The organism is Pseudomonas knackmussii B13 (genome assembly GCF_000689415.1).
GTDB classification, from domain to species: Bacteria; Pseudomonadota; Gammaproteobacteria; order Pseudomonadales; family Pseudomonadaceae; genus Pseudomonas; species Pseudomonas knackmussii.
The window spans coordinates 5,564,080-5,585,885 of sequence record NZ_HG322950.1 but is presented as its reverse complement, the minus strand read 5'-3'; the positions used below and the strand labels follow the sequence as shown (position 1 = coordinate 5,585,885).

The following is a 21,806-nucleotide window of genomic DNA, read 5'->3' as shown; positions in this document are numbered from 1 at the left end:
GTGGGTAACCCGCTGGTTTCCGTGCTGGTACCTTGCTACAACCGCGAGCGCTATATCGAGGAGGCCCTGCTGAGCATCCTCGAGCAGGATTACCCGAATTTCGAGCTGATCGTGGTCGACGACGGCTCCCAGGACGCCAGCGTCGAGAAGATCGAAGCGTTGCGCCAGCGCTTCGACTTCCAGCTGATCCGCCAGCAGAACCAGGGTGTGAGCGCTGCGCTGAACACGGCGCTGAGCCATGCCCGCGGCACCTACATAGCCACGCCCGACTCCGACGATGTAATGCTGCCGGGGCGCCTATCCTTGCAGGCCAGCTACCTGGACGCGCATCCGGAGGTGGGGTGTGTGGGCGCAAAAGTGGTTTATGTCGACGAGCAAGGCAATCGCTTGAAGGCGGAAAAATCCAATGGCATCCGTCGCTACGGCTTCGATGAATTGCTCGCCAGCGCCCACGCCATTGGCGCGCCGGTGGCGATGTACCGGCGCGAGGCGCTGGATCGCGCGGGTGGCTACGACCCGGCGATCCGCATCCAGGATTTCCAGATGACCCTGAAGGTTGCGCATCTGGGCTATTGCATGGACGTCCTGCCGGACCATGTGACCCTCTACCGGAGGCACACCAGCAACATGTCCAAGACCGCATACAAGCGGCAGCTCGACTACGACCTGATGGCCATCGCGCCATACCGGGAGCATCCGAGCTACGCGCAGGCGCTGACCTGCGTAATCAACAAGGCCCTCAAGCAGTCAGTGGTCTACGACAAGGGATACGCGCTGTCGCTGCTGCTGCGTCTGCCGCCCTTGCGCTGGAACTCTGTGACCTGGCGTCGCGTGCGCCATCTGCTGTTCAAGTTCCACGAGTAATGAGCGTGTCGCGTATGAAGGAGTTGTTCCAGGGCGCCTGGGAACTGTGGCGTCCGGCGAAGGAATCGAACGGACTGGCGGTGTCTCGCGGCAGCCGGGTGGCCGAGGCGATGCTCGGCATCGGTGTGTTCTGGACCATTGCCGGCGTGCTGCTGACGCCGACCATGAAGTTCTACTACAACATGGTCGTGCTGTTCGTATACCTGCCGGGGCTCTGGCTGACGATCGCTCGATGGTCCGAACTGGGCCGCTTGATCCGCGAACGCAAGGAGTTCGGGCTTTTCCTCCTGCTGTTCGCCTGGGCGAACCTGTCGCTTTTCTGGTCTTCGGGCGAGTTCGAGCGGATGTCGCGCCTCAAGCAGTCGACCCTGTTCCTCCTGCTGGTCTTCGGCTGGTTGCTCTGGGCGCGCGCGAACGAGGCTCGGCTGCGCGGCACCTTGCTGGCCCTGGGATTGGTCAACAGCTTCTACGCCATGGCCGCGCTGCTCTGGGCGCCGGCCTATGATCCGACCCGGCTGAACGGTTTCGGCGGATTCCTCGACAACCCCAATGCCGCCGGCTACGCCTGCGCCTTCATCATGGTCATGGCGCTGCCGCTGATGCCGCGTGGCCGCTGGCCGCGGCTGACCTGGTCGCTGCTGCAGATTCCGCCGCTGATCTATGTGGCGTTGTGCGGCAGCCGCGGTGCGCTGCTGGCGCTCATGGCCACGGCGCTCTTCTGCCTGGTGCTGCTGCCCGGCTGGCGCGCGCGCCTGGTGGCGCTGCTGTTGCTGGTTGGCGGTTTCGTCCTGGTCCGGCTGGATCCGAATCTGGTGGCGCGCGGCGACTCGGAGCGCCTGGAGCTGCTGCGCAGTGCCGTACCGCTACTGCGGGAGCATTTCTGGATCGGCGTTGGCCTGGGCACTGATTATGCGGTCGAGGGCTGGTCCGGTCAGTTCCACGGCAGCACGCACAACTTCCTTCTGCACACTGCCATCCAGTACGGCATTCCGGCGCTGCTGGTGTGGATGCTGCTGTGGTGCATGCTCGGCTGGCGCGCCTGGCAGTGCCGCGCCAGCCGACTCGGGCTGGCGGTGATGCTGCTGTGGGTGTTCTCCAGCGTGGCGCTGCAGTTCGATGTGTTCAGCCTGTGGGAGCGAACCCGCGCCATGTGGCTGATGCCCTGGGTGGTGTTTCTGCTCGGGCTGTGCCTGGAGCGCGAGACGCCGGCACTCAGCCAGCGCTGAGGATCTGCGCCAGCGCCTGCGCCTTCCAGCGCACTGGGCTGGTGCGCAGATAGGCTGCGGCGAGCGCGGCGCCCTGGTCGGCCAGCAGCCATTGGCGGGCGGCCGCATAACGCAGCATGTGGGCGAAATTGCGCTTGCGCTGCAGGCGGTTGAGCGGACGGCGACGGGCCTTCATATCGGCGATGTCGATCAGCCCCAGGCGGCCCTCCGGAGTCCGCACCACGTTGCCCAGGTGCAGTGAGCGGAAGTACACGCCCTTGTCGTGCAGGGTGGCGATCAGCTCGCCCAACTGCGCGCGCAGCTCATTGCCGTTGTCACCGGCAGCGATCAGCTGGCGCAGGGTGTCGCCCGGCAGCGGTTCATAGTGCACGGCGTCGCGGGCGATACCCGGAATGCGATAGACAGCGATGGTCTGCGGGCAAGGTATGCCCAGGCGTTGCAGCGCCTGCGCGTTGTCGGCGAAACGCTGGGCGTAGGGATATAGGGCGGCGGAGGAGATCAACCGCTTGCGGCGGAACAGCTTGAGGAAATTGCCATCGGCCAGGTGCAGCACCTTGTCGCCATAGCGGTCGGCCTCCAGTACCTCGGCGCCATCGCGCAAGGATTCGTAGGCGGAGAGTGCTAGCTGTTGCATACCGGCGTCCTGATCGGTGGCGCTGAAACGGGGCGGGTATAGTAGCCCAGCCACCGGGCAAACGAGAGGCCTGTGATATAATCGCCGCCCTTTTCACCTTGCGATCTCTCCATGGCCGGCAAAGAAACCACAGCGCCCTCTAGCATGCGGATCTACTTCCGCCTGCTGTCCTACGTGCGTCCTTACATCGGCATCTTCGCCCTGAGCATCCTTGGCTTCCTGATCTTCGCCGCGACCCAGCCGATGCTCGCCGGCATGCTCAAGTTCTTCGTCGATGGCCTGCACAATCCGGACGCACCGCTGTTCCCCTGGGCGCCCTGGGGCTGGCTGCGCGACCTGAAGATGCTCTATGCGGTGCCGCTGCTGATGGTGCTGATCGCCGCCTGGCAGGGTGTCGGTTCCTTCCTCGGCAACTACTACATCGCCAAGGTTTCGCTGAGCCTCGTGCACGACCTGCGCGTCGCACTTTTCAACAACCTGCTGACCCTGCCCAACCGCTACTTCGACAGCCACAACTCCGGCCACCTGATCTCGCGCATCACCTTCAACGTGACCATGGTCACCGGCGCCGCCACCGACGCCATCAAGGTAGTGATCCGCGAGGGCATGACCGTGGTGTTCCTGTTCATCGCCTTGCTGTGGATGAACTGGAAGCTGACCCTGGTGATGGTCGCCATCCTGCCGGTCATCGCCCTGATGGTGACCAGCGCCAGCCGCAAGTTCCGCAAGCAGAGCAAGAAGATCCAGGTGGCCATGGGCGACGTCACCCACGTCTCCTCGGAAACCATCCAGGGCTTCCGCGTGGTGCGCAGCTTCGGCGGCGAGGCCTACGAGCGTGAGCGCTTCTACGAGGTGAGCTCTTCGAACACCAAGAAGAACCTGACCATGAACAAGACCTCGGCGGTCTACACGCCGACCTTGCAACTGGTGATCTTCAGCGCCATGGCTGTGCTGCTGTACCTGGTCCTGCTGCTGCGCGGCGACGCCTCGGTCGGCGACCTGGTGGCCTACATCTCCATGGCGGCCTCGCTGCCCAAGCCGATCCGCCAGCTTTCCGAAGTCAGTTCGACCATCCAGAAGGGCGTGGCCGGCGCCGAGAGCATCTTCGAGCAGCTCGACGAGAAGCCCGAGGTCGACCTCGGCACCGTGGAGCGCGAGCGGGTCCAGGGCCGCCTGGAAGTGCAGAACCTCAGCTTCACCTACCCGGGCAGCGACAAGCGCGTGCTCAACGACCTCAGCTTCAGCGTCGAGCCGGGGCAGATGGTCGCCCTGGTCGGCCGTTCCGGCAGCGGCAAGTCGACCCTGGCCAACCTGATCCCGCGCTTCTACGACCACAGCGAGGGCAAGATCCTCCTCGATGGCGTCGACGTGCAGGACTACCGCCTGATCAACCTGCGCAAGCACATCTCGCTGGTGACCCAGCAGGTCAACCTGTTCAACGACAGCGTGCTGAACAACATCGCCTACGGCGACCTCGCCAGCAAACCGCGCGCCGCGGTGGAGAAGGCCGCCGATGACGCCTTCGCCCGCGAGTTCATCGACCGCCTGCCGCACGGCTTCGAGACCGAGGTTGGCGAGAACGGCGTGATGCTCTCCGGCGGCCAGCGCCAGCGCCTGGCGATCGCCCGCGCGCTGCTCAAGGACGCCCCGGTGCTGATCCTCGACGAGGCCACCTCGGCCCTCGATACCGAGTCCGAGCGCCATATCCAGGGCGCCCTGGAGAAGGTCATGGAAGGTCGCACCACCCTGGTGATCGCCCACCGCCTGAGTACCATCGAGGCGGCGGACCTGATCCTGGTGATGGACCAGGGCCACATCGTCGAGCGCGGCAGCCACGAAGAGCTGATCGCCCTCAATGGCTACTACGCGCGGCTGCACGCCAAGCAGTTCGCCGACGACGAGCCGGCCGACCAGCCCGTCGAGGACGGTGTCGGCGAGTCCGCCTGACGATGGCGCTGCTCGATCGCATCCGCGCCGTCCGCGAGCGTGGCTGGACCCCGATTGACGCCTCGGCCTATGCCGAGGCCTGGCAGCGTTTCGGCGGCAGCGTGGCGACCCACCCGCAGGTGGTCGAGCGCCTCGCCGGCCTGGCTGGTATCCCGGTGCGCTACCTCGGCTGGATTGTCGACGGCCAGCTCAAGGCCGCAATTCCCACCTGGGGCCGGCACCTGGCGCTGTCCAAGGACGTGCTCAAGCGCGAAGGCAAGAAGGCGCTGTTCGACCTGGGCAATGCCGAGATCATCCTGCCGATCGCCGAGGACGCGCGCGTTTCCCTGCGTCACCGCGTGCGCTATCTCTCCGAACTGAACCGCGAGCAGATCCTCGACATTCGACCGCAGGAAGAAGAGCTGGCGCTCAACCGCGCGCCCGCCGACTTCTCGAAGAAATTCCGCTACAACCAGCGTCGCGAACTGCGCCTGCTGGAAGAGGCGGGCGGTGTGCTGCAGCCGATGAGCGAGCTGAGCCCGGCCGAGCAGGCGCGCATCTATGCCGAGCTGTTCCAGCGCCGCTGGGAGTTCGAGGTGCCCGGCAAGGCGCGCCTGGCCGAAGTCTTCGAGCTGATGCGCGAATTCATGCGCGGCTCGCTTGTGCTGCTCGACGGCGAGCCGGTGGCGATCCAGATCCTCTACCGCGTCGAGTCGCCGAAGTGGGTCAGCGTCGAGTACATCAACGGCGGCGTGGCCCCGGAGAACCGCGACTTCAGCCCGGGCAGCGTGCTCAGCTTCGTAAACACCCAGCAGGCCTGGGAAGAGGCCGAGGCGCTGGGCAAGCCGCTACGCTATTCCTTCGGCCGCGCCGACCGCGAATACAAGGACCGCTGGTGCCATCGGGTGCCCGTGTTCCAGGTGTGATGGCAGCAGGCATTTCCCTGTAGGAGCGGACCTTGTCCGCGATTGGCCTAGGAGAGCTCATGAGCGCACGCAAGCAGCTACTGCTGAAGGAACATCGGCGCAAGAAGCGCCTGGTGCTGCTGGCCGCGCTTGTCGCGCTGGTCCTGCTCGGCGTGCTCGCGCCCTGGTGGAGCGTGCCGTTGGCGGTGCTTCTGGGCTGGGTTGCCCATGAAGCCTGGTTCGCCGACCACCTGTTCTATTCGCCGCGCGATGACTACCGCTACGACTTCCCGGCAAGCCAGCTGAGCCTGCCAGCCTCCCTCGGCCCGCATGGCCTGCACATCGCCGCGGACACCTTGCCCGACGACTACGAGAGCCTATTCCTGCAGGTGCGCATCAAGGCCGGACTGTTCGGTCGCTGGCTCGATCCGCAGGTGCTGATCGAAGGCGCCGATGGCGTGGATCGCCAGGACTTCGAGCGCGGCGTCAATGGCGTGCGCTACCTCAACCTGTCCGGCCAGGGCGCAGCCCTGCGTGGCGGCCACCTGCGCATCCACGGTCGTCATTGCCGTCTGGATCACCAGGCCACGCTGCACGCCTTCCGCAACCCGGACTACGCCGAGCGCCCGCTGATGGTCATCGCGCCGCACGCCGACGATGCCGAGCTGGCCGCTTTTGGCCTGTACAGCCGTGCGCAGGACGTGAGCATCGTCACCCTGACCCAGGGCGAGATCGAGGCCGAGCACTACCAGGGCCTTGGCCTGGACAAGGCCGCCGCCGCGCGCCTGAAGGGCCGCCTGCGCGTCTGGGACAGCCTGGCCGTGCCGCTCTGGGGCGGCGTGCCCGCCAGTCGGTGCGTGCAACTCGGGTACTACTGCCTGCAGCTGCCGGCGATGTGCGGCGAGCCGGACAAGGGCTTCGGTTCGCGCGAATCCGGCGAAAGCGACATCCGCGAGATGCGCCTGCACAATCCGTTGCGCCTGCCGGCCGATGCCGACGGGGTGCCGAGCTGGAGCAACCTGGTTGCCGATCTGGCCGCGCTGCTCGAACACTTCCGCCCCGAGGTGCTGGTCACGCCGCACCCGCAGCTCGATCCACATGCCGACCACGTGCACGCCACCCGCGCGTTGCAGGAGGCCATCGAGCGCAGCGCGTGGAAGCCGCAAACGCTGCTGTTCTACGCCAACCACCTGCACGACAACGACCGCTGGCCAATGGGCCCGGCCGCCGGTGGTATCGCGCTGCCGCCGTGCATCGAACCGCTGCCGGCCGATGTGCTGTGGAGCCCGACGCTGGATGCCGCCAAGCGCATCGACAAGGCCCAGGCCCTGGCCATGCAGCACGACCTGCTGGTGCCGCTGCCGGCCAAGAAGCGCTTGCGCCGGCTGATCCAGCGTGCGCTGGCCGGGCGCCGCTGGCCGGCCTCCGGCGAGGACGAATTCTTCCGCAAGGCAGTGCGCCGCCACGAGCTGTTCTGGGTCCGCTCGCTGCGCTGAGCGGATGCCTCCCGGCGCGAGGCCGGATCGGCGGCTATGGTATTATCCGCGCCGATTTCGACCTGCGGAGTTCCCATGAAACTGACCATGCCCCGATTCGATCAGGCCCCCGTGCTGGTGGTTGGCGACGTTATGCTCGACCGCTACTGGCATGGCGCGACCTCGCGCATCTCGCCCGAGGCGCCGGTGCCGGTGGTGCGGGTCGAACAGCATGAGGACCGCCCGGGCGGCGCCGCCAACGTCGCGCTGAACCTGGCCGCGCTCGGCGCACCGGCCTACCTGGTCGGCGTCACCGGCGAGGACGAGGCCGCCGGCAGCCTGACCGATAGCCTCAATGCAGTCGGCGTTGCAACCCGCTTCCAGCGCATCGCCGGGCAGCCGACCATCGTCAAGCTGCGCGTCATGAGCCGCCACCAGCAACTGCTGCGAGTGGACTTCGAAGAACCCTTCCGCACCGACGCCGCGGCGCTGGCCGCCGACGTCGAGGCGCTGCTGGAGCAGGTCCGCGTGCTGGTGCTCTCCGACTACGGCAAGGGCGCCCTGCAGAACCACCAGGCGCTGATCCAGGCCGCGCGTGAGCGCGGCATCCCCGTGCTGGCCGATCCCAAGGGCAAGGACTTCTCCATCTACCGCGGCGCCAGCCTGATCACCCCGAACCTCTCCGAGTTCGAGGCCATCGTCGGCCGCTGCCAGGACGACAACGAACTGGTCGCCAAAGGTCTGGCCCTGCTCGCCGAGCTTGACCTCGGTGCGCTGCTGGTCACCCGCGGCGAACACGGCATGACCCTGCTGCGCCCCGGCCATCCGGCGCTGCACCTGCCGGCCCGTGCCCGCGAGGTGTTCGACGTCACCGGCGCCGGCGACACCGTGATTTCCACCCTGGCCGGCGCTATCGCCGCTGGCGAGGACCTGCCGCAAGCCGTGGCCCTGGCCAACCTGGCCGCCGGCATCGTCGTCGGCAAGCTGGGTACCGCTGCCATCAGCGCACCGGAACTGCGCCGCGCCGTGCAGCGCGAGCAGGGCTCCGAGCGCGGCGTGCTGAGCCTGGAGCAACTGCTGCTGGCCATCGAGGACGCCCGCGCCCACGGCGAGAAGATCGTCTTCACCAACGGCTGCTTCGACATCCTCCATGCCGGCCACGTCAGCTATCTGGAACAGGCCCGCGCGCAGGGCGACCGCCTGATCGTGGCGATCAACGGCGACGCCTCGGTTACCCGCCTCAAGGGCCCCGGCCGGCCGATCAACAGCGTCGATCGGCGCATGGCCGTGCTCGCCGGCCTTGGCGCGGTGGACTGGGTGACCAGCTTCAACGAAGACACCCCCGAGCGCCTGCTGGAACAACTGCGTCCGGACGTGCTGGTGAAAGGCGGCGACTACTCCGTGGAAGGGGTGGTCGGCGGCGACTTCGTCCGCTCCTATGGCGGCGAAGTCCGGGTGCTCGGCCTGGTGCCGAACAGCTCGACCACCGCCATCGTCGAGAAGATCCGCGAGAAGCGCTGAACTCCAATCCGCTCCATCAACTGACCGTCGCGCCAGCGCTTTCCGGCAAAGCGGTCATGGTCCCCCCGCCGGTTCCCGGCGCATGATCCCAGGCATCCCATCCCCGCGTGGAGCGAGATGCCATGACCACCGACGTGCAGGGCCGCGCCCTGGCCGTGCTCAACCGGGTGGCCCAGGCCGACTGGCCGGACCGCCTGAAGCTGCGCAAGCCCTTCGAGAAGCTGCTCTATACCGGTAGCCGCACCGGCTTCCGCCTGGCCAGCCAGCGTGCCGGCAAGCAGGCCAAGGAGCCGCGCAAGGCCGATCCGGACGGGCTGTTCGACCTGTCCCTCTCCGACGAGCAACAGATGCTGGTGGAGATGCTGGAAGGCTTCGCCGCCGAGGTGTTGCGCCCGGCCGCGCATGATGCTGACACCAGCGCCGGCCTACCCGCCGAACTGCTCAAGCAGGCGCTCGAACTTGGCCTGACGCACTACGGCGTTAGCGAAGTGCATGGCGGCATGGCCGGCGAGCGCACCGTGGTGACCAATGCGCTGATCGCCGAAGCCCTGGCGCGCGGCGACCTCAGCCTCGCTGCCGCGCTGCTGGTGCCGCTGTCGGCGGCCAACTGCATCCGCCGCTGGGCCAGTCCTGAACAGCAGGCGCAGTGGCTGCCGGCGTTCGTCGCCGAAGAGGGCCCGCCGTTGATCGGTATCGCCGTGGGCGAGCCGCAACTTCTGGCCGATCCGGGTGAACTCAAGACCGTCGCGCGCAAGCGTGGCCGGCACTACCTGCTCTCCGGCGAGAAATGCCTGGTGATCCGCGGTCGCGAGGCGAGCCAGCTGCTGGTCGCCGCGCAGGCTTCCGACGGCCCGGCGTTGTTCCTCGTCGATGCGACTGCCAAGGGCGTGGAGCGTCGCGCCGAACCAGCGATGGGCCTGAAGGCGGCCGGCACCGCACGCATTCGCCTGAAAGGCGTGAAGGTCGATGCCAGCCGTCGCCTGGCGGCGGAGAAGTTCGACTACCAGGCCTTCCTTGACCTCAACGGCCTGGCCTGGTGCGCGCTGGCACTGGGCACCGCGCAAGCGGCGCTGGACTACGTGATCGGTTACTGCAATGAGCGCGAGGCCTTCGGCGAACCGATCAGCCATCGCCAGGGCGTGGCTTTCATGGTCGCCGACATCGCCATCGAACTGGATGCCATGCGCCTCATGGTCTGGCGCGCCTGCGCCCTGGCCGAGCGCGGCCAGCCGTTCCATCGCGAGGCCTACCTGGCGCGCCTGCTTTGTGCGGAGAAGGCCATGAAGATCGGCACCGACGCCGTGCAACTGCTCGGCGGCCACGGCTTCACCCAGGAACATCCGGCCGAGCGCTGGTATCGCGACCTGCGCGCGGTAGCCATCCTGGCCGGCGGCCTGCACCTCTGAGGAATCCTCCATGTACCTGGAAACCCCGAAGAAATTCCGTGGCCTGGCCAACCAGGCGCATCAGGTGGCGGAGAACTACCTGCGGCCGATCTCGCGCAAGTACGACAAGTCCGAGCACGCCTATCCCAAGGAACTCGACCTGCTCGCCGCGCTGCTCGACGGCATGAACGCCGGCTCGCCCGACGCTGTGGGCGCCACCTCGGCGAGCAAGCGCAAGGGCGCGGCCGTGGAGGCGGGCGTGAAGAACGGCGGCAACCTCTCGGCCTGCCTGGGCGTGATGGAAATGTGCTGGGGCGACGTCGGCCTGCTGCTGGCCATGCCGCGCCAAGGGTTGGGCAACGCTGCCATCGCGGCATTGGCTAACGACGAACAGCTCAAGCGTTTCGGCGGCACCTGGGCGGCCATGGCGATCACCGAGCCGGGCTGTGGTTCGGACTCGGCGGCGATCCGCACCACCGCGACCCGCGATGGCGACCATTACGTGCTCAACGGCGAGAAGATCTTCGTCACCTCAGGAGCGCGCGCTGACGCGGTGGTGGTCTGGGCGACCCTGGATCGCGGCCTGGGCCGCGCGGCGATCAAGTCCTTCGTGGTCGAGAAAGGCACGCCGGGCATGACGGTCACCCGCCTGGAGAAGAAGCTCGGGATCAAGGCGTCGGACACCGCTTCCATTAGCTTCAGCGACTGCCGGGTGCCGGCGGCGAACCTGCTGGGCAATGCCGAGATCGATGTGCAGAAAGGTTTCGCCGGAGTCATGGAAACCTTCGACAACACCCGTCCGTTGGTGGCGGCCATGGCCATCGGCGTGGCCAAGGCGTCGCTGGACCGCGCGCACGACCTGCTGAAAAGGGCCGGCTGCCGCTTCGATTACCGCAAGCCGCTGCTGAGCGTGACCCATGCCGAGGCGACGCTGTATCGCCTGGAGGCCGAGTGGGAATCGGCGCGTCTGCTGACCCTCAAGGCCGCGTGGATGGCCGATAACCGCCTGCCCAACTCCAAGGAGGCGTCGATAGCCAAGGCCAAGGCCGGGCGGGTCGCCAACGAAGTCACCCTGAAATGCGTGGAGCTGGCTGGCGCCCTGGGCTACGGCGAGGATGAGCTGTTGGAGAAGTGGGCGCGCGACTCGAAGATCCTCGACATCTTCGAAGGCACCCAGCAGATCCAGCTGCTGATCGTGGCGCGCAGGCTGTTGGGCAAGAGCTCGAGTCAGCTGAAATAACGGCGCGACCTGTAGGAGCTCGCCACGCGCGCGAATCGCGGGCATGGCCCGCTCCTACATGGTTGGGGTGTCAGGCGGTGCGACGGCCCTTGTTGCCGTTCGCCGGCGGTAGCTGGGCGACCCACTCGCGGAAGCGGATGCGCTCCTCGCGCACCAGCCAACCGCTTTGCGGGGCGAAGCTTTCCGAGAGCCAGACACCGCGGGTCGGGGCCTTGAACAGCTCGCCCTTGAGCAGCGTGAACAGCTCGCCGGTGGGCTCGCCCTGGTGCAGTGGCAGCAGGTAGAGGTCCGGGCGGCGGCGGTCCAGGCGGGCCACCAGCGGGCCGCTTTCCAGGCGCTCGTCGACGTGGAACAGGCTGACGTCGCGAATATCGCGCGGCAGCTCCATGCGCATGTCGTAGACCAGCTGCAACGAGGCGGTGGGCAGGTGCACATAGGCCTGCGGCCGCTCCAGCAGGCGCAGGGCGCCGGCCTGTACCGGACGTGCGGCGCCGGACAGCGGGGTCAGGGAAAAGTGGCTGGCCTCGCGGTAACGCAGGGTGCCCTGGTAGGGCGTCGGCAGCCAGGTGTCGCCGAAGCGCCCGCCGAGCCAGCCGTCGGCGGTTTCCACCAGGCATTCCTCGGCGACTTCCTGGATCGCGGTGAGCAGCGGCAGGTTCAGCTCGTGGGACGGTACGTAGCCGGAAATCAGCTTGAGCACGGTGTCGCCGCGGTCGGCGCGGCGCTGGCGCACCAGCACCCAGTAGTCGCGGCCCTGCCAGTTCAGGGTCAGGCGCACGGACACCCCGAGGTTGGCCAGTTCGGCGGTGAAGCGCTGGTCGTCGGCGACCTCGATCGGCCGGCGTCGCTCCAGCACCTGGGAGAAGTTCAGCGGACGGCCGAAGGGCTGGTAGACCAGGCTGTCGGCGCTGGCCTCGACCAGCAGCGGCAGGGTCTTGAACGTGGTCGGGTCCTTGCGGGCGAGCGTACGGGGCATGTGCGGTCCTCATCGTACAGGGCGCGTCGGACCGCCCGAGGGGCTGGGCGGTCTGGCCGATCGTTCCGGGGTGCCAGGCGCTACGGCGTCGACGGGGAGCCTTGAAAACCCTCGATTATTTCGAGACTAACCCTGAAAAGGATTTGGTTTCCGAGATTTATTCCTGTCGTAGAGCGACTGACGGCAATTTTGCGTGCCGCGGCTTTTCCGCCGCGGAGAGTGAGCATGGCACAGGAAGGCGCCCCTTGTGTCAACCTTGGGTGACTGCCGATCAACGGTCGCGCCGCGCGACGCAGCGTCGAAGCCTTATCCGCCGAGGACTTCGGCGGCCAGCGCGACGTTGTGTCGCAGGTGCTGCGGATTGATGGTGCCGACGATGGCGGCGGCGACGCCGGGATGGCCGAACACCAGCTCGAAGCTGGCGCGCACCGGGTCCTGGCCGTCGGCGAGGCAGGCGTGGCCGCTGGCCAGGGCTTTCTTCACCAGGATGCCCCGGCCCATGGCCAGGGCCTGGTCGAGCACCGGCTTCTCGGTTTGCTCGTTGAGGTTGTAGGTGACCATCGCGCAGTCGCCGCGCTCCAGCGCCAGCAGGCCGCCTTCGACGGTCTTGCCGGAGAAGCCGAAGCCGCGGATCAGGCCCTCCTGCTTGAGCTTCTCGAGGGTCGCGTAGACCTCGGTTTGCTGCAGGATCTGCAGGTCATTGCCGTCGGAATGCACCAGCACCAGGTCGATGTAGTCGGTTTCCAGGCGACGCAGGCTGCGCTCCACGGAGAGGCGGGTGTGCGCGGCGCCGAAGTCGAAGCGCGACTGGCCGTCTTCGAACTCTTCGCCGGTCTTGCTGACGATCACCCAGTCCTGGCGCTGGCCGCGCAGCAGCGGTCCGAGGCGCTCCTCGCTGCGGCCATAGGCCGGCGCGGTGTCGATCAGGTTGATACCGAGCTCGCGGGCCAGCGCCAGCAGGTCGGCGGCTTCGCGGTCATCGGGGATGCGGAAGCCATTGGGGTACTTCACGCCTTGGTCGCGGCCGAGTTTCACCGTGCCCAGGCCCAGCGGCGAGACGTTCAGGCCGGTGCTGCCCAGCGGGCGGTGCAGGGAGTGCAGAGTGCTCACGGCAGCAGCTCCTCCCACACTGGGCGAGCCATGGCGGGGCGTGGAAGGGCCGGCAGCGGCTCGTGCGGAATCGGCTGGATGCCGTCCTTCTGCAAGCTTTCCACCACTCGATCGGCGAAGTTCGGCGCAAGTGCCAGCTTGGTCGGCCAGCCGACCAGCAGGCGGCCCTGCTCGGCGAGGAAGGCGCTGTCCGGGCGCAGCAGGCCCGATTGCGCGGGCTCGGCGCGGTCCACGCGCAGGGTGGCCCAGCGCGCGGCGGAGAGATCGATCCAGGGCAGCAGCTTGTGCAGTTCGCGCTGCGCTTCGGCGATCTGCTCGGATTCGCTGCGTGCCACGCCATCGGCTTCGGCGATGTCGCCGCCCAGGTACCAGACCCACTGGCCGTCGGCGGCCGGATGGGTGGTCACGGTGACGCGCGGCTTCGGCCCGCCACCGACGCAGTGGGCGTACAGCGGTTTCAGGGTCGGCGCCTTGACCAGCACCATGTGCAGCGGGCGGCGTTGCATGGACGGTTGCTCCAGGCCCAGCTCGCGCAGCAGCGCTTCGTTGCCGGCGCCGGCGGCGAGCACCACGCGCTGGGCGCGGATCTCGCGGCCGTCGACGCGCAGGCCGACCAGTTCATCGCCCTCGCGCAATGGCTCGATACGTTCGCCGGCGAGCAGGCCGTCGCCGGCTAGTTCCGCCAGGCGGGCGACCAGGCTCGGCACGTCCAGCACGATTTCGGCGAGGCGGTAGGCCTTGCCCTTAAAGGCTTTGTCCTGCAGCGCGGGCGGCAGCTCGTCGCCCTTGGCCTGGGCGACGCGGCTGCGCACCGCCTTGCTGGCGAAGAAGCTGGTGAGGTTGCCGGCCAGGCCGCCCGGCGACCACAGATAGTGGGCGTCGGAGAGCACACGCACGCCGCGCAGGTCCAGCTCACCGGTTCCGGCCACGCACTCGCGCCACAGCGAGGGCATGTCGGCGATGGCCTCGGATGCGCCGGTCAGCGCGCCGTGCAGCGCGTACTTGGTGCCGCCATGGATGATTCCCTGCGAGCGCATGCTCTGCACGCCACCGAGCGCCTTGTTCTCCACCAGCACGGTGGAGAAGCCGGCACGGCGCAGGCGGGCATTCAGCCAGAGGCCGGCGATGCCGCCGCCGACGACGAGGATGTCGGTGCTCAGGGATTGGGTCATGGAAGGGCGCGCCTCGCGGAAAAACGAAGCGCGCAGTATACCCGCCTCAGTGTCCGGCGGATTGCGAGAACAGCTGGATCACCACCACGCCGCTGACGATCATGCCCATGCCCAGCAGTGCCGGGGTGTCGAGCTTCTGCTGGTAGAGCACCAGCGCGGCGACGCTGACCAGGACGATGCCGAGCCCCGCCCAGATGGCGTAGGCGATGCCCACCGGAATGCTGCGCACCACCAGGGTCAGCATCCAGAAGGAGATCGCGTAGCCGACGATCACCAGCAGCAGGGGGAGGGGCGTGGACAGGCCTTTGACCGACTTCAGCGACGCGGTGGCGATGACTTCGGCGACGATGGCGATGGCGAGATAGAGATAGCCGGGCATGTTCTGTCCTCCCCTGGGCGAGCTGTGGTGGCCCTGTTGAAACTGGAGGCCATTCTAGTCGCCTGGATGATGGGATAAAGTCATTGCCTATCTGATATGGAGATAGGCTATGCAGTGGAACCTCGACCAGTTGCGCCTGTTCGTCAGCGTCGCCGAGCAGTCGTCCTTCTCCGCCGCGGCGCGACAGCTCAAGCGCGTGCAGTCGGCAGTGAGCTCGTCCATCGCGATGCTGGAGAGCGACCTGGGTGTCAGCCTGTTCGAACGCAGCAGCGGCCGCCAGCCAGTGTTGACCCAGGAGGGCAGGGCGCTGCTCGACGAAGCGCGCGAAGTGCTGCGCCAATGCGAGCGCCTTGAGAGCCGCGCCATGGCCCTGGTCCGCGGGCAGGAGGCGCGCCTGCGCCTGGCCCAGGACGAGGCGATGCCCTACCAGCCGGTGCTTTCCAGCCTGCAGGCGCTGGCGCAGGCGTTTCCCACCCTCGAGGTGCAACTGGCCAGCGGCGCCCAGGGCGACGTGGCGCGCAAACTCCTCGAACGGCGCGCCGATCTTGGCCTGCTGTTCCACCACGAAGGCATGCCGAAGGAACTGGAACGCCAGCGCCTGGGCACCATCGAGATGGTTACCGTATGCGGCGCCGGCCATGCCCTGGCCAGCCTGGACTATGCGGACCGCCGCGAGCTGGCGCGGCACCGCCAGCTGCTGATGGCGCCGCAGGACAGCCACTACCCCGGCGGCGAGCAGATCAGCCCGCTGGTCTGGCGCGCCGACAGCTTCTACGCCATGGCCGAACTGCTGATGCGCGACCTCGGCTGGGCCTGGCTGCCGCGCCACGTGGCGCAGTACCCGGCCTACCAGTCGCTGCTGGTGGAACTGGACAGCGACTGGACGCCGCCACCGCTGGTGGTGGAGCTGGTCTGGCGCCGCGACGAGCCGCTGGGGCCGGCGGCGGAGTGGCTGGGGGGATGGCTCGCCGAGCATTTGAAGGAATGACGCGGTTGTAGGAGCGAGCATGCGTGGCACGCGTCCGCGAACGTCCGGACGTTATTTGCTACTCTCCGCCGCCATGAACCGGACCCTCTATACCCTGCTGTTCCACCTGGGCCTGCCGCTGGTCGCGGTGCGCCTGTTCCTGCGTTCGCGCAAGGCGCCGGCCTATGCCAGGCGCATCCGCGAGCGTTTCTCCTTCGGCCTGCCGAAGATGCAGCCCGGCGGCATCTGGGTGCATGCGGTGTCAGTGGGCGAGAGCATCGCCGCCGCGCCGATGATTCGCGAGCTGCAGCAGCGTTATCCACAGCTGCCGATCACCGTTACCTGCATGACGCCGACCGGCTCCGAGCGCATCCGCGCGATGTTCGGCGACAGCGTGCAGCACTGCTACCTGCCCTACGACCTGCCCTGGGCGGCCGCGCGCTTCCTGCGCAAGGTGCAGCCGCGCCTGGCGGTGATCATGGAAACCGAACTCTGGCCGAATCACATTCACCAGTGCGCCCGCCGTGGCATTCCGGTGGCGCTGGCCAATGCGCGCCTCTCCGAGCGTTCGGCGCGCGGCTATGCACGCTTCGAGCGGCTGACCCGGCCGATGCTCGGCGAACTGAGTTGGCTCGCTGTGCAGACCGAGGCCGAGGCCGAACGCTTCCGCCGCCTGGGCGCGCGTCCGGAATGCGTGAGCGTGACCGGCTCGATCAAGTTCGACCTGAGCATCGCCCCCGAATTGCCGGTCCGCGCTGCCGCCCTGCGCGAAGAGTGGCAGGCCACGCAGCGGCCGGTGTGGATCGCCGCGAGCACCCATGCGGGCGAGGACGAAATCATCCTCGCCGCCCATCGCAAGCTGCTGGAGCAGAACCCGGCCGCGCTGCTGATCCTGGTGCCGCGCCACCCGGAGCGCTTCAACGCTGTGTTCGAACTCTGCCGCGGTGCCGGTCTCGCCACCGTGCGCCGTTCCGCCGGCGAGCCTGTGTCTGCGCAGACCCAGGTACTGCTCGGCGACACAATGGGCGAACTGCTGTTCCTCTACGCCCTGGCCGATGTCGCCTTCGTCGGCGGCAGCCTGGTGCCCAATGGCGGGCACAACCTGCTGGAGCCAGCGGCGCTGGGCAAACCGGTGCTCTCCGGCCCGCAGCTGTTCAACTTCCTCGAGATCGCCGCGCAATTGCGCGAAGTCGGCGCGCTGCGCGAAGTGCTGGATGCACCGACCCTGGCAGTCGCCGTCGGGCAGCTCTGGGAGCAGCCGGAGATCACCCGCGAGATGGTCGAGGCCGGCTTAGGTGTGCTGCGGGCCAACCAGGGCGCACTGACCCGCCTGCTCGATGGATTGGCCAAACAGATCGGCTGATCGCAGCTCCTTGTAGGAGCGGGCCATGCCCGCGATCGCGCACAGGGAGTCACCTGTGTAGCGCGCAATCCTGTAGGAGCGGATCTTATCCGCGAAAAATGCGCCTGCTCAGAACGTCGGCGGGGTGATCACCCAGAGCACCACGGTATCCACGTCCCCCGGGTTGCCGTAGCGGTGCGGCTCCTGGCTCGAGTAGCTGAAGCTGTCGCCTTCGTTGAGCACGAAGTGCCTGTCGCCGACCCAGAGTTCGAAGGTGCCGCTGAGGATGTGGCCGGCTTCCTCGCCATCGTGGCTGTAGCTCTGCTGGCTGTACGCGCCCGGCGGGAAGCGCGAGTGGATCATTTCCAGCTGGCGGCTGGGCTGCGGGCTGAGCAACTCGTCGACGATGCCGTCCTCGTAATGCACGCTGGTGCGCGCATTGCGCCGTACCACGTAGCCGGCGTCGGCCGGGTCGACCTGCACTTCGCTGGCGAAGAACCACTGGATGGTCACGCCCAGGCTGCGTGCGATGTTGAACAGTGCCGGGATCGACGGATAAGCCAGGTTGCGTTCCAGCTGGCTGATGTAGCCGGCGGTGAGCTGGCTCTGTTCGGCCAGCTCGGCCAGGGTCATGCCGCGACGCTTGCGCAGGCCGCGGATGCGCGTGCCGAGGAACTGCGCTTCGGGGCTGGCGGGTGCTTCCTGCGGGGCTTTCGGGCTCATGCGGCGAGGGTCCTGGCGATTCGGTCGTCGGGCATTCTAAACAAAGCGCTGTGCCTTGGGACGTTCGCGCACAGTTCCTGTAGGAGCGGGCCCTGCCCGCGATCGCGCGCATGGCGCGCTCCTACAGGGGAATGCCTTCCGTTCTTCAGATCGCCCAGCCGGCCTTGAGCCCCTCGAAGATGGCTTCCTCCACGGTGCGTGGCGCCAGGCAGTCGCCGATGCGGCGGAACTCCACCAGGCCTTCCAGTTGCTCGGCCAGTTCGTCCACCGGCTCGTGGCCCTGGCACAGCACCAGGGTGTCGATGTCCTCGACGATCATCGGCTCGCCGCTGGCGGTGTGCTGCAGGTAGACGCTGCTGTCGTCGCAGCCGTACAGCCGCGCATAAGTGGTGATCGGAATACCCAGGCGGTGCAGCTCGCCGGCCATGTGGTCGCGCACGTAGAGCGGTAGGCTCTCGCCGGCGTGGGTGCCGTTGACCGCGAGCTGCACCTGGTGGCCGGCGCGCACCAATTGCTCGGCGATCCCCGGGGCGATCCAGTCCGCGCGCCAGTCGGAGATCAGCACCGAGCGGCCGACCTTCACTTCACCGCGCAGCACCTGCCAGGCGTCCACCACCTGCAATTCGCCGCCGCGCTCGAAGGGCGGCCAGTAGGGCTTGGCGCCGGTCGCGACTATCACCACGTCCGGTTTTTCCGCCTCGACCAGGGCGCGGTCGACGCGGGTGTTGCGGCGGACTTCAACACCGGCCAGCTGCATCTCGCGCTGCAGGTTGGTCGAGGCGCCGCCGAATTCGGCGCGGCGTGGCAGCAGTTGCGCCAGGTTGACCTGGCCGCCAAGTTGCGCGGAGGCCTCGCACAGTGTCACCTCATGGCCGCGCTGTGCAGCGACTGCCGCGGCTTTCATGCCGGCAGGGCCGCCGCCGACCACCAGTACGCGCTTGCGCCGGGCTGCCGGTTCGATATGGCCGTACTGCAGCTCGCGGCCGGTCTCCGGGCGCTGGATGCAGGAAATCGGCAAGCCACGGTGGAAGTGGCCGATGCACGCCTGGTTGCAGGCGATGCAGGCGCGCACGTTCTCGACATGGCCGGTTTCGGTCTTGTTCGGCATCTCCGGGTCGCAGATCAGCGCGCGGGTCATGCCGCAGACGTCGGCCTGGCCGCGGGCGATGATCAGCTCCGCTTCCTGCGGCTGGTTGATGCGCCCGGTGACGAACAGCGGGATGTCCAGGCGCGACTTGAAGGTCGCCGCCTCGTTCGCCAGGTAGGCGGCCTCGATGGCCATCGGCGGGACGATGTGGATGGCGCCGCCGAGGGAGGCGGAGGTGCCGGCGACTATGTGTACGTAGTCCAACTCGCCCTGCAGGCGCATCACGGCCTGCAGCGATTCGTCTTCGGTCAGGCCTTCCGGATCGCGTTCGTCGGCGGAGATGCGCAGGCCGATGATGAAGTCTTCGCCGGTGGCGGCGCGCACGGCGGCCAGCACTTCGCGGAGGAAGCGCAGGCGGGCGTCGAGGTCGCCGTTGTAGCCGTCGCTGCGGCGGTTCACCCGCGGGTTGAGGAACTGCGCCGGCAGGTAGCCGTGGCTGGCGACCACTTCCACGCCGTCCAGCCCGGCGGTGTACAGGCGGCGCGCGGCGGCCGCGTAGCCGGCGACGATCTCGTCGATCAGCTTCTGGCTCAGTTCGCGTGGCATCACGCGGAAGCGCTCGTTGGGTGAGGCGGAGGCGGAGTAGGCCACGGCCAGCAGGCCGTCGGCGGACTCCATGATCTCGCGCCCGGGGTGGAAGATCTGCGACAGCACCACCGTGCCTTCGGCATGGCAGGCCTCGGCGACGCGGCGGTAGCCGGGGATGCACTCGTCGTCGGTGGCCATCAGCACATGCGAGGTGTAGCGCGCGCTGTCGTGGACGCCCGCCACCTGCATGACGATCAGCCCGGCGCCGCCCTTGGCGCGGGCCTGGTGGTAGGCCACCAATGGGTCGTTGACCAGGTTGTCGGTGGGCATCGAGGTGTCGTGTCCGGTGGACATGATGCGGTTCTTCAGGCGCTTGCCACGGATCTCGAGCGGGCTGAACAGGTGCGGGAAGGCATTCATCGCGGACTTCGTCCTTTCTTGTCGTTCTGTTGGACTGCTTGTTCGTGGGAGCTGTCAGGCGTTGCGGGTCTGCCAGTCCACCGGGTAGAGCGCGTAGAACACGCGGGCCTGCTCGCCCTCATAGGCCAGCGCCGTGTGTTCCGGCACCCAGATCACGTCGCCCGGCCCGGCTTCGACGACGCGGTCTCCCAGGCGCAGGCGGAAGTGGCCTTCCAGCACCACGATCAGCTCGTCGTAGAGCACCGTCCACTCGATCGAGCAGCCGTCGAAGCAGGCGATGCCGGCGCCCATGGTCTGGCTGTCGGCCGCGCCGATCAGGCGGCACAGGGCTGCCCGTTCGACGGGCTGGCCGCCGTAGGGCTGGAACTGCAGGGCGGAGCGCTGGAAGTGGATGACTTCGGACACGGGGGACTCCTGGGCACGCAATGGCGATCTAACGTGCCCTCATGAAAATTTACCACCAGTAAAAAATCAACTTGTTTTTTTAAAAGTGACTGAGTAGTTTCCATTCCACGCCGACGTCATCGACGGCGGCGCAACTCGCGACGTGCTCCACAACAACTACAAGAGGAGATGCGTATGAACCGCTTTTCGCGGTGCTACCGTTCGCCAGCGATTCCGCTTCGCTGCGAGCGCCTGGCGCCAACTGCCCGCCGCCTTCCTCCGAGTGTTGTACCGGTACGCCCGAACCACTCCTGCCGTGGTGTCGCAGCGTCGGCCACGGCTCGCACTCGAAGAGGGTCCGCCTGATGATTTCGCGCAAGTTCGCTATGCAACCTTTGCTGCTGCTTCTGGGGCTCGGCCTGGCCAGCGCCCAGGCGCAGGACAGCATGGTCGTGGTCGGTTACGGCGGTGCCGGGCAGAAAGCCCAGGACGCCGCGTTCTTCCAGCCTTTCGCCAAGGCCAGCGGGGCCAAGCTGACCCAGGCCGAGTACAACGGCGAGATGGCGCGCATCAAGGTGATGGTCGACACCGGCCACACCGACTGGGACGTGGTGCAGATCGAGGGGCCGGACCTGGCGCGCAACTGCGACCTGGGCATGTTCGAGCCGCTGGACTGGAAGGCCGTCGGCGGCTCCGACCAACTGATTCCCAACTCGGCCAAGGAGTGCGGTTCGGCGGCATTGGTGTGGGGCGTGGCCATCGCCTACGACGCCGACAAGCTGAAGACCGCGCCGACCGGCTGGAACGATTTCTGGGACCTGCAGAAATTCCCCGGCAAGCGCGGCCTGCGCAAGCGCGCCGAGTACAACCTGGAGTTCGCCCTGATGGCCGACGGGGTCAAGGCAGCGGACGTCTACCAGGTGCTCTCGACCAAGGCCGGGGTCGACCGCGCCTTCGCCAAGCTCGACCAGATCAAGCCGTCGATCCAGTGGTGGGAAGCCGGCGCGCAACCGCCGCAGTGGCTGGCCGCCGGCGACGTGACCATGACCACCGCCTACACCGGGCGCATCGCCGACGCGCACAAGGCCGGGCGCAACCTCGACCTGGTCTGGCCGGGCAGCCTCTACGGCATGGACTACTGGGCGATCATCAAGGGCTCGCAGCACGCCGACCTGGCCAAGCGCTTCATCGCCTTCGCCAACCAGGCCGATGCGCAGGTCGACTACGTGCGCAACATCCCCTATGGTCCGACCAACAAGCAGGCCGCCGAGCGCTTGCCTGCAGACGTCGCCCACTGGGTGCCGACCGCGCCGGCCAACCTGGCGGTAGGCCTGGCGATGAACGATGAGTTCTGGGCCGACCATGGCGAGGAGCTGGAAGAGCGCTTCAACGCCTGGGCCGCGCAGTAATCGAGATCCCCGGTACAGGCCGGCGGCGCGCAAACGCGCCGCCGGCCTCGGTCATGTAGAGGCGAAGGAGAAC

At 67.6% G+C, this 21,806-nt stretch carries 19 protein-coding genes; 11 read left to right on the top strand and 8 right to left on the bottom strand.

What is annotated here, in order from left to right; all coding sequences use genetic code 11:
* A complete protein-coding gene (locus tag PKB_RS26155) occupies nt 1–864 on the top strand; it encodes a glycosyltransferase family 2 protein (RefSeq protein WP_156958084.1) in 864 nt (287 codons plus the stop codon).
* Between the two features lie 14 nt (nt 865–878).
* Nucleotides 879–2,090, top strand: a complete 1,212-nt coding sequence (locus tag PKB_RS26150) for an O-antigen ligase family protein (RefSeq protein WP_242411263.1) — start codon at nt 879–881, stop codon at nt 2,088–2,090.
* Here PKB_RS26150 and PKB_RS26145 read toward each other — a convergent pair.
* A complete protein-coding gene (locus PKB_RS26145) occupies nt 2,077–2,724 on the bottom strand; it encodes a lipopolysaccharide kinase InaA family protein (RefSeq protein WP_043255838.1) in 648 nt (215 codons plus the stop codon). The genes PKB_RS26150 and PKB_RS26145 overlap by 14 nt on opposite strands.
* A 111-nt stretch (nt 2,725–2,835) precedes the next feature.
* On the opposite strand from PKB_RS26145, the gene msbA reads away from it, so the two are divergent.
* The 6 genes from msbA to PKB_RS26115 all read left to right on the top strand — a co-directional run bounded on the left by msbA (nt 2,836) and on the right by PKB_RS26115 (nt 11,176).
* On the top strand, nt 2,836–4,671 hold the full coding sequence (gene msbA, locus PKB_RS26140; RefSeq protein WP_043255836.1) for a lipid A export permease/ATP-binding protein MsbA: 1,836 nt from the start codon (nt 2,836–2,838) through the stop codon (nt 4,669–4,671).
* A 2-nt stretch (nt 4,672–4,673) separates the two neighbouring features.
* Nucleotides 4,674–5,576 carry a GNAT family N-acetyltransferase gene (locus PKB_RS26135; RefSeq protein WP_408004208.1) on the top strand — a complete coding sequence of 301 codons (903 nt, stop codon included), beginning with the start codon at nt 4,674–4,676 and terminating at the stop codon, nt 5,574–5,576.
* Between the two features lie 59 nt (nt 5,577–5,635).
* The gene (locus PKB_RS26130; RefSeq protein ID WP_043255835.1) at nt 5,636–7,051 is read left to right on the top strand and encodes a PIG-L deacetylase family protein; all 1,416 of its coding nucleotides are present in this window, start codon (nt 5,636–5,638) and stop codon (nt 7,049–7,051) included.
* Nucleotides 7,052–7,126: 75 nt separating this feature from the next.
* Nucleotides 7,127–8,551 (top strand): bifunctional D-glycero-beta-D-manno-heptose-7-phosphate kinase/D-glycero-beta-D-manno-heptose 1-phosphate adenylyltransferase HldE, encoded by a 1,425-nt coding sequence (hldE, locus tag PKB_RS26125; RefSeq protein WP_043255833.1) that lies wholly within the window; start codon nt 7,127–7,129, stop codon nt 8,549–8,551.
* 122 nt (nt 8,552–8,673) lie between these two features.
* Nucleotides 8,674–9,957 (top strand): acyl-CoA dehydrogenase family protein, encoded by a 1,284-nt coding sequence (locus PKB_RS26120; protein WP_043255831.1) that lies wholly within the window; start codon nt 8,674–8,676, stop codon nt 9,955–9,957.
* 10 nt (nt 9,958–9,967) lie between these two features.
* On the top strand, nt 9,968–11,176 hold the full coding sequence (locus PKB_RS26115; protein WP_043255829.1) for an acyl-CoA dehydrogenase family protein: 1,209 nt from the start codon (nt 9,968–9,970) through the stop codon (nt 11,174–11,176).
* A gap of 70 nt (nt 11,177–11,246) precedes the next feature.
* On the opposite strand, the gene PKB_RS26110 is transcribed toward PKB_RS26115, so the two are convergent.
* The 4 genes from PKB_RS26110 to PKB_RS26095 form a co-directional block, all read right to left on the bottom strand.
* A complete protein-coding gene (locus tag PKB_RS26110) occupies nt 11,247–12,152 on the bottom strand; it encodes a hypothetical protein (RefSeq protein WP_043255827.1) in 906 nt (301 codons plus the stop codon).
* Nucleotides 12,153–12,458: 306 nt separating this feature from the next.
* Nucleotides 12,459–13,262, bottom strand: a complete 804-nt coding sequence (locus PKB_RS26105) for an aldo/keto reductase (protein ID WP_043255825.1) — start codon at nt 13,260–13,262, stop codon at nt 12,459–12,461.
* Nucleotides 13,259–14,434, bottom strand: coding sequence for an NAD(P)/FAD-dependent oxidoreductase (locus PKB_RS26100; protein WP_043255822.1), 1,176 nt, complete (start codon nt 14,432–14,434; stop codon nt 13,259–13,261). The genes PKB_RS26105 and PKB_RS26100 overlap by 4 nt, the downstream gene beginning before the upstream one ends.
* Before the next feature lie 46 nt (nt 14,435–14,480).
* Nucleotides 14,481–14,813 (bottom strand): DMT family transporter, encoded by a 333-nt coding sequence (locus PKB_RS26095; protein WP_043255821.1) that lies wholly within the window; start codon nt 14,811–14,813, stop codon nt 14,481–14,483.
* A gap of 109 nt (nt 14,814–14,922) precedes the next feature.
* Here PKB_RS26095 and PKB_RS26090 point away from each other — a divergent pair, with 109 nt between their 5' ends.
* Both PKB_RS26090 and waaA read left to right on the top strand, forming a co-directional pair.
* Complete coding sequence (locus PKB_RS26090; RefSeq protein WP_043255820.1) at nt 14,923–15,801, top strand: LysR family transcriptional regulator; 879 nt, start codon at nt 14,923–14,925, stop codon at nt 15,799–15,801.
* Nucleotides 15,802–15,874: 73 nt separating this feature from the next.
* A complete protein-coding gene (gene waaA / locus PKB_RS26085) occupies nt 15,875–17,143 on the top strand; it encodes a lipid IV(A) 3-deoxy-D-manno-octulosonic acid transferase (RefSeq protein WP_043255817.1) in 1,269 nt (422 codons plus the stop codon).
* A 108-nt stretch (nt 17,144–17,251) separates the two neighbouring features.
* Here the strand turns inward: waaA and PKB_RS26080 are convergent, their stop codons facing one another.
* The 3 genes from PKB_RS26080 to PKB_RS26070 all read right to left on the bottom strand — a co-directional run bounded on the left by PKB_RS26080 (nt 17,252) and on the right by PKB_RS26070 (nt 20,345).
* A complete protein-coding gene (locus tag PKB_RS26080) occupies nt 17,252–17,845 on the bottom strand; it encodes a helix-turn-helix domain-containing protein (RefSeq protein ID WP_043255815.1) in 594 nt (197 codons plus the stop codon).
* 145 nt (nt 17,846–17,990) lie between these two features.
* On the bottom strand, nt 17,991–19,940 hold the full coding sequence (locus PKB_RS26075) for an oxidoreductase (RefSeq protein ID WP_043255813.1): 1,950 nt from the start codon (nt 19,938–19,940) through the stop codon (nt 17,991–17,993).
* A 54-nt stretch (nt 19,941–19,994) separates the two neighbouring features.
* Complete coding sequence (locus PKB_RS26070; protein ID WP_043255811.1) at nt 19,995–20,345, bottom strand: AraC family ligand binding domain-containing protein; 351 nt, start codon at nt 20,343–20,345, stop codon at nt 19,995–19,997.
* Nucleotides 20,346–20,689: 344 nt separating this feature from the next.
* Here PKB_RS26070 and PKB_RS26065 point away from each other — a divergent pair, with 344 nt between their 5' ends.
* On the top strand, nt 20,690–21,733 hold the full coding sequence (locus PKB_RS26065; RefSeq protein ID WP_043255810.1) for an ABC transporter substrate-binding protein: 1,044 nt from the start codon (nt 20,690–20,692) through the stop codon (nt 21,731–21,733).
* Nucleotides 21,734–21,806 lie beyond the last annotated feature (73 nt).